Raw genomic sequence first — 10,746 nt, 5'->3', positions numbered from 1 at the left:
CTCAGTTGGTAGAGCAATGGACTGAAAATCCATGTGTCGGCGGTTCGATTCCGTCCAAAGCCATCAAGATACGCTGCGCTAGTGGTGTATCTTTTTTTTATGGAAAAAGCGGATATATATTCCTCCAATAGTCCTTTATAGGAGAAAAAATGATGCTTCAAATTTCCTGCGTTTCCATCATTTCTATGGAATACTACAGTTCCTTTACAGTTGCCCTGAAAGGGTTTCTTTCATTTTTTCATATGGTACATTTGTTGGGTGTAAAAACGGACGCTATTTTTAGGGTTCTATTTTTTTATTCTCGAGGGAATGTGAAGGGAGCAGCAAATGAAAAGCAGTAATCCATTTAAAAAAGAGGCAATAAAGTCTAATAGATTTTCAACTAGAGTGTTTCAGGTCATAATCGGAGCGGCGACAATGCTATCCATTCTGGTGGGAGGAACAGTCCTTGCGGATACAAAAGCGAAAAATGACCTTAGTACGCTGTATCATGTGTATTCCGGGGACCAGTATGTAGGAGCAGTATCGGAGGAAGAGTCGGTTAAGGGATGGGTGGACGCCCAAAAAGACAAGCTGACAGAAGAATTTGAGCTTACTTCCTTGCTCTCTTTAAAGGATGAAATTGTTACGATACCTGAGCAGGTGTTTAATCCTAGTACAAATGATGACGGCGTGTTAAAGGAATTACAGGCCTCTGCTGCGTTTCAGACAGAAGCGAAGACCCTTAAGCTGAACGGACAGACAGCAGCCCATGTGGCAGGAGAGAAGGAAGCGAAGGAAGCTCTCCGCCTGATTAAGGAAAGTGCTATACCAAAAGAAGAACTGGACCAATACGAAAAGCAGGACTCTTCTTCGCTACCCGATTTGAAGGTAGATGAAACAAGAATTACTGAGATCGAAGTGGAGGGCTTTGAAGAGCCGAAGGAAGAAGCGGTTTCCCCTGATAAATTAGTTTCGCCTGAAAAAGCAGCAAAGATTATGCTTAAAGGTCTGAAAAGTGAGACCGTTCATAAGGCTTCTGAAGAAGACACCGTTGAAAAGATCATTGAAAAATACGATATGGACCAAGAAGAATTTGAACAATTAAACCCTTCTTTAACGGATGGCGAACTTAAGCCTGGCAGTGAAGTAGCAGTCACCGTTCAAAAAGAAGGGGTAAAGGTTCATGTTAAAAAAGAAACAAGAGTAAAAGAAAGCATTGATTTTAAAGAAGAAGTGGTTGAAGACGATACCATGCCAATCGGTGAAACAAGCGTGAAGCAAAAAGGGAAAGAGGGAGAGCGGGTTCTCACTCTTCAAACCGAAGAAACTGACGGCAAAGAGACGGCTAAAAAAACAGCCGATGCAGAGATTAGCAAGATGCCGGTCAACGAGGTAATAATAGAGGGAACAAAGGAAATTCCTTCTAAGGGGGCTGGCTCATTTATATGGCCGGCTAATGGCGGAAAGATCTCAAGTCATCAGGGACCAAGGTGGGGCAGCTTCCATAAAGGCATCGATATTGCCGGCGCTGATGATTTAACGATCAAAGCAGCAGACAATGGGACAGTAATCTCTGCTGCCTATGAGGGCGACTATGGAAATAAGGTAGTCATTGATCATAATAATGGGCTTCGCACGACCTATGCCCACCTCGATAAGATCCATGTAACGCCTGGCCAAACGGTTAAACAGGGAGAGTCCTTAGGAGTTATGGGAAATACTGGTTTTTCAACCGGTGTTCACTTGCACTTTGAGGTGCATTTGAATGGAGAACTTGAAAACCCGATGGACTATCTATAAACCACATGAGAGTCTTGGAGATAACGAATATGTTAGAAACGTGAGGAGCACGGAGGCAAGCCCCCGCCCAGAGGCAAGGGTTACCTGAAGAGCTGTGAACCGGACGAACGAGGTTGAGACTACTAGTTGTCTCAGCCTCATTTTTCTATCAGGCTTTTTCAAAATTATTTCTCAGGAAATATCGATAATAAGCATTGCTTTTTTTCTAATAAGTGAATTATGCGTTGTAACATGGTACATTAACTATATACGTGTCTCTAATTGTTTTGACATGAACATGCAATATCGGATGAAAAGTGAAATAAAAGATGATAGATAAAAGGAGATCAGTGATATGGATAAAAAGATTTTAGTAGTAGACGATGAAAAGCCAATTGCAGATATTCTTCAGTTCAATTTGAAAAAAGAAGGCTATGAGGTTCATTGTGCATATGATGGAGACGAAGCCCTTGCGAAGGTAGACGAAGTGAAGCCGGATCTTATCCTGCTAGATATCATGCTTCCGAGCCGGGATGGCATGGAGGTTTGCCGTGAGGTTCGTAAAACGTATGAAATGCCGATCATCATGCTGACAGCAAAGGATTCTGAGATTGATAAGGTTCTAGGGCTTGAACTTGGGGCAGACGATTATGTGACAAAGCCCTTCAGCACACGTGAGCTTGTAGCGCGTGTAAAAGCCAATCTTAGACGCCACCAGGCATTAAAAGGCCAGCTTGAGGAAGAAAATGAAACAAATGAAATCACAGTTGGTGCGCTTACAATTCACCCGGATGCCTATATGGTATCAAAACGAGGGGAAACGATTGAGCTGACACACCGTGAGTTTGAGCTACTTCATTATTTATCCAAGCATATCGGTCAGGTCATGACCCGTGAGCATTTGCTTCAGACCGTTTGGGGATATGATTATTACGGTGATGTCCGTACGGTTGACGTAACAGTTCGCCGTCTGCGTGAAAAAATTGAAGATAATCCGAGCCACCCTGCATGGATCGTTACACGTCGCGGAGTGGGGTATTATTTAAAAAATCCGGATCAGGAGTAATGTAAATGAGGAAGGTTGGTTTTTTCAGGTCAATTCACCTTAAGTTCGTTTTAATTTATGTATTGCTTATCGCGCTTGCCATGCAGATCATCGGCGTTTATTTTGTGCGTGAGCTTGAAGAGACTCTTGTAAATAACTTTAAAGAATCGATTGTAGATCGCCTCAGTCCCTTAGAATATAGTGTGACAGAGGCGATTGTCACTGATATTGAGGGAACCAGAACCGAGGAGGATCCGCTTCTTCAGGATACAATCGGTGCTTTGCTGAGCGGGCTTGATTCTGAGGATATCAGTGAAGTCCAGGTAATTGACGCCAGAAGCAGAATTATTGGGGCGTGGTCCTCTGAAGGAAGCAGCCAGCCGATTGTCGGACAACGAATGACCAATTCACTTGTTCAGCAGACACTTGAAGAAGGGGAAACCCTGGAGGAGGATTTAAATCAGACCTATGTCGACCCTGATCACGGGCGTATATGGGTGCTGACTTCCCCTCTTATTTCAAATGGAGAAGTCATCGGAACGATCTATATCGTATCCAGAATCGAAAATGTTTACTCTCAAATGGATGATATTAACAGCATCCTGGCTGGAGGGACGGCTATTTCGCTTGTAATTACGGCTATTTTGGGCGTCCTGCTCGCGCAAACGATTACCCGGCCGATTTCCGATATGCGTAAACAGGCACTGGCGATGGCAAAAGGGAACTTCTCGCGTAAGGTTAAGGTATATGGCAATGATGAAATTGGGCAGCTTGCCACCACCTTTAATAATCTGACGAAGCGTCTTCAGGAAGCCCAGGCAACAACTGAAGGTGAACGAAGGAAGCTTTCTTCTGTTCTTTCCTATATGACCGATGGAGTTATTGCGACAGACCGGAGAGGACGGGTTATCTTAATTAACGACCCGGCTGCCGGCATGCTGAATGTTTCACGTGAAACAGTACTTTCCCAATCCATCACTGAAGTGCTTGGCATCGAAGGCGAATACACGTTAGAGGATCTTCTTAACCAGCAGGACTCGCTTATTCTGAATTTCGGCACACCGGCACGGCCATACATCCTAAGAGCAAATTTCTCCATTATTCAAAAGGAGACCGGGTTTGTGAACGGCTTGATTACTGTTTTGCATGATATTACTGAGCAGGAAAAAATTGATGCAGAACGGCGTGAATTTGTGGCGAATGTATCGCATGAGCTGAGAACGCCGCTTACAACGATGCGAAGTTATTTGGAGGCGCTGGCTGAAGGGGCCTGGGAGGACAAGGACATTGCACCGCAATTCCTAAATGTCACCCAAACAGAAACCGAGCGGATGATCCGTCTTGTCAACGATCTTCTTCAGCTTTCTAAAATGGACAGCAAGGACTATCGTCTGAATAAAGACTGGGTAAACTTTATTGATTTCTATCAGCGTATTATCGACCGCTTTGAAATGAGCCGCTCTCAAAATGTGACCTTTAAAACCAAGCTGCCGAAGGAATTGCTGTATGTTGAAATTGATACAGATAAAATGACTCAGGTACTGGATAATATTATTTCAAATGCGCTTAAATATTCACCGGAGGGCGGACTCGTCCGATTTAAGGTGGAAAAGAAAGAAAAAGAGATTGTTGTCAGTGTGGCAGATCAGGGTATGGGCATACCGCGCGAGAATGTTAAAAACATTTTTGAGCGTTTTTACAGAGTGGACAAAGCCCGTACAAGACAGCTTGGCGGTACAGGCCTTGGACTTGCGATTGCGAAGGAAATGATTACGGCACACGGCGGACGCATATGGGCGTCAAGCGTGGAAGGAAGAGGAACAACCATTTATTTCACCCTTCCTTATGATCCGACAAATGAGGATGAATGGTCATGAATATAGAAGGATTTAAATCAATATTACTGACACTGCTGGTGGTGCTGAGCGGAGTTTTGACCTGGAATGTATGGACCTTCCAGCCAACCTATGACACAATCGAAACGGCTCCTACTGTGGATGTGTCGATCGCTGATGAACGGACAAACAGCGAGCTGATCAAACCGAGTCAATTTTTGGTGCACGGCACGGAAAATGTTCGGGGAACGTCAAGTGAAAGTGAAATCGACGAGCTTCTTTCAACGATGTATGATTGGACCTTTTTTAGCCTGCGTTATAATGCTGCTCTAAGCGATAGTGACATAAAGGACCTCACTCATGGGCAAAACCGTGTGGAGATTATTTTTCCGACCTCCATCCCGTTTTCTGCCTATCAGAATGTATTTGATTTTGAAACGAGTCAGATCCCGGATGATGTTTTCGATCGTGTAGTGATCCAATTGCCGCAGGAGGGTGACGTTACCTTTCCGGTGTACTTTATTTCGTACGATACAAAGCAGGTATATGAAGCGAGAGTCGATCTGGATGAGCTTCCTCCTTTAAACGACAAGATTGTATCGAAAGCAGAGGAAGAGTATGCAAGCTATTTCCCTTACTCAGCAGGATCTGAGAAAACTCTTTACCTGCCGCAGGGGACAACAGAGGTGGTTCAGTATAAATACTATATGAACTCAATTTCCCCGCAGCAATTTAGAGATGCCTTATTTTCAGATCCAAATGCGGTATCGGTCAATTCTCTAAACTCGACGGAGGATCAGTATCTGCACCAATCGAGCCTTATGCGGATAGACAGTTCCACCAATACATTAAACTACGTTAATCCGAGTGCAGCTGAGTTTACGACTGCCGGAGGGCCTTCAGAGCTTCTTCAAAAAAGCAGACGTTTTGTCAATGACCACGCAGGCTGGACAGACAACTACTATTTATACCGGCTTGATCCATCGGTCCAGGAGGTAACGTATAGACTTCACGTGGAAGGGCTGCCTGTCTTTAATGACAGAGGCGTGCCTCATCTTGCACAAATGGACCAAAAGTGGGGCGATACCCGGATTTTTAAATACGATCGTTCGCTATTAAGCCTTCATTTTGAAGTGCCTTCAACGACTCAGACCACTTTATTAATGACAGGGTATGATGTGATTGAGACATTGGAGAGCAGCGACTCCTTCGAGCCTGACCTCCTGCAGGATGTAACAGTCGGTTACTATATTTCAAAGGATTCCAGCAACGATTTCTATACACTTGAACCAATGTGGTTTTACCTTTACAATGGAAATTGGAAACGGGTTCCAATAGATGGGGGGGATCCTGTTGGATTGGAGTAAAACGAAAACCATCTTTATTGTGGTGTTTTTCATCCTGAATATTTTCTTATTCACCCTGTTTTTGAAAAAATATCAAAGCATGCAGCTCGATGAACTGCCGGAATTGACGATTGACCAGCGCATGGCTGAGGATAATATTACTTACTCAAATCTGCCAACTACTTCAGAGCCTCATCCGTATTTAAATGCGAGAGTCCATCGTTTTTCAAATACAGATATTAATGAGCTTGAAGGACAAACAGCGAGTGTTAAATATGATATTGTACTGGATTCACAGCTTAACACGCCTATTGATCTGGAGGATCCTTCTTCTCCGGATGAGCTTAGGGAATATATAGATGAATACGTCATGGGCGGCGAACAGTACCGGCTTTGGTCGTACGAAGAGGAAGAGGATCGCCTGATTTATTATCAGCATTTTGAAGATATGCCAATCTACCATAATATTACCGGCAGAATGGTTGTTCATTTAAATGATCAGGATCAGGTGATCTCCTATGAACAAACGATGCTTACCTCCATTGAAGAATTTGCGGAGGATCAGAACCTGATTAATCCAAGACAGGCTCTTGAAGGGTTCTACAGAAGGAATGCGATTGAACCTAATTCAACCGTTGTGGATTATGAGCTGGGCTACTACACGTTTATCCAGTTAAATGAAACCGCGGCTGAAACGCAAGTGCTGACGCCTACATGGAGAATGGTTTTTGAGCAGGAGGATGGAGACCAGGAAAGTCTTTATATTAATGCGGTTAACCCAAGTCTAATAGAAATTGATCTAGAAAGTCTTGAATTTGAACAGCTAGAAGAAATCGAAGAAACAGTGGAGTGAAGACTATGACGATGCACATGAGTGTGCTCGCAAGCGGAAGCACAGGAAATGCGATTTATGTTGAAACAGAGAAGCATTCCTTTCTGGTAGATGCCGGCCTTAGCGGAAAGCAGATGGAGCTTTTGTTTGAGCAGGTGGGACGGTCGATGAAAAACCTGAGCGGCCTGCTGGTGACGCATGAGCATAGTGATCACATAAAAGGACTTGGCATTGTAGCCCGCCGCTACAATCTGCCAATCTATGCAAATGAAAAAACATGGACAGCCATGGAACCGATGATTGGAAAGATTGATCCAGAGCAAAAGTTTCATTTTCCAATGGAATCAGTTAAAACCTTCGGCGATCTTGATATTGAATCGTTCGGTGTCTCACACGATGCCGCAGAGCCGATGTTTTATGTGTTTCACCACAATGGCAAGAAGCTTGTGCTGATGACCGATACCGGCTATGTGAGCGACCGGATGAAGGGGATTATTGAAGGCGCGGATGTGTATGTGTTTGAAAGCAACCATGATGTGGGGATGCTCCGTATGGGACGCTACCCGTGGAATATTAAACGGAGAATTTTGAGCGATGTGGGGCATGTATCGAATGAGGATGCTGCGCTTGCGATGAATGATGTGGTGAAGGATAATACGAAACGAATTTATCTTGCCCATTTATCTCTTGATAATAATATGAAGGATTTAGCGAGAATGAGTGTGAGCCAGACGCTTGAGGGCTGCGGCCATGTGATTGGCGAGCAGTTTGATCTTTTTGATACGGATGCGAAGAAGCCCACGGAGCTGTTTGCGATTTAGTTCGGTGGCATTAGCGTAACATGTCAGAAGTGAATTCCCTTAACAAAGGTTGATTTACGCTGCAGGGGGACGCTTTCCGGGGGGCGGGAGATGAGCTAACTTGCTGCGTAAGTGGATCTCAGCTCCCGCTTCATCCCTCTGGCGTCTCCGCCCTCCGCTACAATCAGCTGGATTATAAAAAGGAGTAAAGTACTTTAAACAGTGAATGTTTGAAGTGCTTTACTCCTTTTAAAATTGGTAAAAATTCATCCTTCAGTTTTAACAGTCTTTGAGTAAGTGGGGGTAAGAAGGATTCCGACGATGAATAGAGCATAGGTGATTTTTCTGATGGTGTGATAGTAGTCGTGGGATTGAAGCATGGATACATTAAAGATCATGGTGATGGCTGCGAACAGGACAATCGCCGTTCCAATCGTCTTTCTGGACATGTGCAGCGCCACCTTTTAAATCAAATCTGTGCTTTCTCCATCCTTTTTAATGTGATAAAGCGATGCAAACAAACCAGTTAACCCTGCCGTAAGCGACGAAATAAGACTCCAGCCCAAATATCCCCACTGCCCGGTAGCCAGTGATAGGATGAGAAAAATTATGGGGAAACCAATTAACGCAAATAAAGAAACAAAAAAGGCTAATTTATTATTTTTCATCGCTCGCCTCCATATTTTCCACGAATAATTTTATTCGTCTGTCTCATTACTATATCATTATTCTTCCATATTTATATTAAAAATTCCATTGTTTTTTCAGATGCGAAATTCCAACACCTTTGTGAAAAGAAGCATTTTTTAAATGGATTTGGTTCTAAAACGTTTATGATAGAGGAAGGATAGGAGGAGTGAGGGACTATCCGAAAGGAGTCATATAATGTATAAGCAAATTGCAGCCCTTTTATTAGTAGGGGGACTTGTAACGATATTAATACTTAATGTAATAGAAGATAAAAATACATGGGAAGCTGAGCAGGCACGCCAGCTGACTTATGAGGTGAAGCCGTCTCAAAACGATCAGGCGCAGGTCGTTCCTTCTGATGGCGTGTTAAAGGAAGGGCAGCGGGCTCCTGATTTTGAAACGACGACCGCTGATGGTGAGACGGTATCCTTGAGCGATTACGAGGGAAAAAAAGTCATTTTAAATTTTTGGGCTACCTGGTGTCCGCCTTGTATTGAGGAAATGCCTCATATGCAAAAATATTATGAGGAAAATGCAGAGGATCAGAATACAGAAATTCTCGCTGTTAATTTAACGACAAGAGACAACGGGGCAGACCGGGTAAGAAGCTTTGTTGAGGATTACGAGCTGACCTTTCCTGTATTACTGGACGAATCGGGAAGCCTTGGCGATCAGTTTTACGCGTTTACGATTCCGACAACCTATATTTTAAATGAAGAAGGCATCATAACGAAAAAGCTGATGGGGCCGATGAATCAGGAAATGATGATTGAACTGATGGAGGAAACAGAATAAAAGGACCAGAGCCAAGGAGGCGCTGGTCCTTTTTTGTTAAAAGATACTGAAATCCCATTCAGTTGAAATTTGCCGAAGCAGCATTGTGCCTGCTGCGCTGTTGCCGTTCGCATCAATAGCTGGGCCAAAGACGGCGATGCCACAGCCTTTTCGAAATGCTTTTTCTTCCGAATGCCATTTAGGTGGGACAGAAGCCATAATGCCGCCTGAAACGCCGCTTTTCGCAGGAATGCCGACATGGGCAGCAAATTTACCAGATGAATTATACATGCCGCACGTAACCATCAAAACCTTGGCAATCCGGGCAACGTCACTGCTGAAAATCTGCTGTTCTTCAACCGGATCAAAACCGTCGTGGGCAATAACGAGACCGATTTTAGCGAGATCCTTCAGGTTGATTGAAATCGAACAAAGCCGGATGTAAATCTCGAGTGCTTCCTCCACATCCAGGTCGAGGAGATTTGATTCCTTCAAATAGTACGCAAGTGCCCGGTTTCGGTGGGCGGTCTTCCATTCAGACTGGTACACCTCGTCATCAAGCTCAAGATTATGGCCGATCATCCCTTCGACAAATAATAGGAAGCGGTCAAATTTTTCCTCAACCGTGTCCCCCGGAAGCATGGAAGCGACCGTAATGGCACCTGCATTAATCAAAGGATTAAAGGGCTTGCCGGGACGGTGAATTTCAAATGGAATTATGGAGTTAAACGATTCGCCGGTCGGCTCCACATCCACCTTGTCCAAAACAAAATCCAATCCTTTAAAATGACATAAGGCAACAAAGCTGATAATTTTTGAAACGCTCTGAAGTGTAAAATTTACATTAGTATCGCCCACACTATACGTATCCCCGTCGTAGTCCATAATGCAAATACCAAGCTGGCTTGGATCCTGTTCTGCCAGGGCCGGAATATACTTTGCTGTTTCGCCGAGAATGGTATGAGAGCGGTTTTCCTCTACCCAAATCTCCAGCTGATCCACTACCTCCTGCATTCTCATTTCACATGCCTCCTTCTCTCGTTGTCTTTGCTTTCTCTATCATGGCGGTTTAGGCATTTGTTTGTCAAAGAATGCGGTTTTTACGCCCTTTTTAGCGTATGTTATACGAATTTTTGTACAACCTCTCTAAAGACAGTGAAACCTTGTTTTTCATAAAAGCGTTTGGCTGACTTATTATCGCTCCAATAATCGAGTTCAATTCGCTGAATGCCAAGTTCGCTGGCGCGCTCCTCGACCTTTTCCATCAAACGGGTGCCGCATCCCTTGTGCTGACTGGAGGGCAGAACACTGATTTGATGGATATATAACGCTCGGTATTCTTTTTTAAAGGCGTTTGCCGGCTTTTCAATGCGTTCAAACCAGACATATCCAGCGGGCTCGCCGTCCTCTTCTGCCAGGTAGACCTCATGCGTTCCGGACTTGAGAATCTGCACAAGCGCTTCATGTACGGAAGAGAAATCATATTCGTTAAAGACCTCCGGATAAAGTCGTACGTGCTCGTCCTGCACGGTCTTGTTTAATTTCGTCATTAATGTGGTATCAAAGGTTTGAGTAATCTTCAAAAGGAACACCTCTTCTGCATTGTTTTTTAAGCCTTCATTAAACTATTTTTAAAATTTCTTTTAAATTTAAACTCTTTTTC

11 protein-coding genes are annotated in these 10,746 nt (G+C 43.9%); 7 read left to right on the top strand and 4 right to left on the bottom strand.

Going from position 1 to position 10,746, the window contains the following annotated elements:
- The first annotated feature begins 387 nt into the window (after positions 1-387).
- The 6 genes from C4B60_RS16945 to C4B60_RS16920 all read left to right on the top strand — a co-directional run bounded on the left by C4B60_RS16945 (position 388) and on the right by C4B60_RS16920 (position 7,640).
- Complete coding sequence (locus C4B60_RS16945; protein ID WP_167578692.1) at positions 388-1,782, top strand: peptidoglycan DD-metalloendopeptidase family protein; 1,395 nt, start codon at positions 388-390, stop codon at positions 1,780-1,782.
- 334 nt (positions 1,783-2,116) lie between these two features.
- Positions 2,117-2,827, top strand: coding sequence for a response regulator YycF (gene yycF, locus C4B60_RS16940; protein ID WP_104059202.1), 711 nt, complete (start codon positions 2,117-2,119; stop codon positions 2,825-2,827).
- A 5-nt stretch (positions 2,828-2,832) separates the two neighbouring features.
- Complete coding sequence (gene walK, locus C4B60_RS16935) at positions 2,833-4,683, top strand: cell wall metabolism sensor histidine kinase WalK (protein WP_104059201.1); 1,851 nt, start codon at positions 2,833-2,835, stop codon at positions 4,681-4,683.
- On the top strand, positions 4,680-6,008 hold the full coding sequence (locus C4B60_RS16930; RefSeq protein ID WP_167578691.1) for a YycH family regulatory protein: 1,329 nt from the start codon (positions 4,680-4,682) through the stop codon (positions 6,006-6,008). The genes walK and C4B60_RS16930 overlap by 4 nt, the downstream gene beginning before the upstream one ends.
- The gene (locus C4B60_RS16925; protein ID WP_167578690.1) at positions 5,995-6,840 is read left to right on the top strand and encodes a two-component system regulatory protein YycI; all 846 of its coding nucleotides are present in this window, start codon (positions 5,995-5,997) and stop codon (positions 6,838-6,840) included. Before C4B60_RS16930 ends, C4B60_RS16925 begins: the two co-directional genes overlap by 14 nt.
- Positions 6,841-6,845: 5 nt before the next feature.
- Positions 6,846-7,640 carry an MBL fold metallo-hydrolase gene (locus C4B60_RS16920; RefSeq protein ID WP_104059198.1) on the top strand — a complete coding sequence of 265 codons (795 nt, stop codon included), beginning with the start codon at positions 6,846-6,848 and terminating at the stop codon, positions 7,638-7,640.
- A 245-nt stretch (positions 7,641-7,885) separates the two neighbouring features.
- Here the strand turns inward: C4B60_RS16920 and C4B60_RS16915 are convergent, their stop codons facing one another.
- Positions 7,886-8,068 (bottom strand): hypothetical protein, encoded by a 183-nt coding sequence (locus C4B60_RS16915; RefSeq protein ID WP_104059197.1) that lies wholly within the window; start codon positions 8,066-8,068, stop codon positions 7,886-7,888.
- Positions 8,069-8,083: 15 nt separating this feature from the next.
- Positions 8,084-8,287, bottom strand: coding sequence for a hypothetical protein (locus C4B60_RS16910; protein ID WP_104059196.1), 204 nt, complete (start codon positions 8,285-8,287; stop codon positions 8,084-8,086).
- Between the two features lie 217 nt (positions 8,288-8,504).
- Here C4B60_RS16910 and C4B60_RS16905 point away from each other — a divergent pair, with 217 nt between their 5' ends.
- Entirely contained in the window at positions 8,505-9,104 is a 600-nt protein-coding gene (locus C4B60_RS16905) for a peroxiredoxin family protein (protein WP_104059195.1), read from the top strand.
- Positions 9,105-9,140: 36 nt separating this feature from the next.
- On the opposite strand, the gene C4B60_RS16900 is transcribed toward C4B60_RS16905, so the two are convergent.
- Both C4B60_RS16900 and C4B60_RS16895 read right to left on the bottom strand, forming a co-directional pair.
- On the bottom strand, positions 9,141-10,103 hold the full coding sequence (locus C4B60_RS16900; RefSeq protein ID WP_425331175.1) for a glutaminase: 963 nt from the start codon (positions 10,101-10,103) through the stop codon (positions 9,141-9,143).
- A gap of 101 nt (positions 10,104-10,204) precedes the next feature.
- Positions 10,205-10,666: a GNAT family N-acetyltransferase gene (locus tag C4B60_RS16895; RefSeq protein WP_104059194.1), complete on the bottom strand. Its 462-nt coding sequence runs from the start codon at positions 10,664-10,666 to the stop codon at positions 10,205-10,207.
- Positions 10,667-10,746: the final 80 nt, after the last annotated feature.

Source organism: Jeotgalibacillus proteolyticus, assembly GCF_002926065.1.
GTDB classification, from domain to species: domain Bacteria; phylum Bacillota; class Bacilli; order Bacillales; family Jeotgalibacillaceae; genus Jeotgalibacillus; species Jeotgalibacillus proteolyticus.
This window is presented reverse-complemented; position numbering and strand designations above follow the sequence as displayed.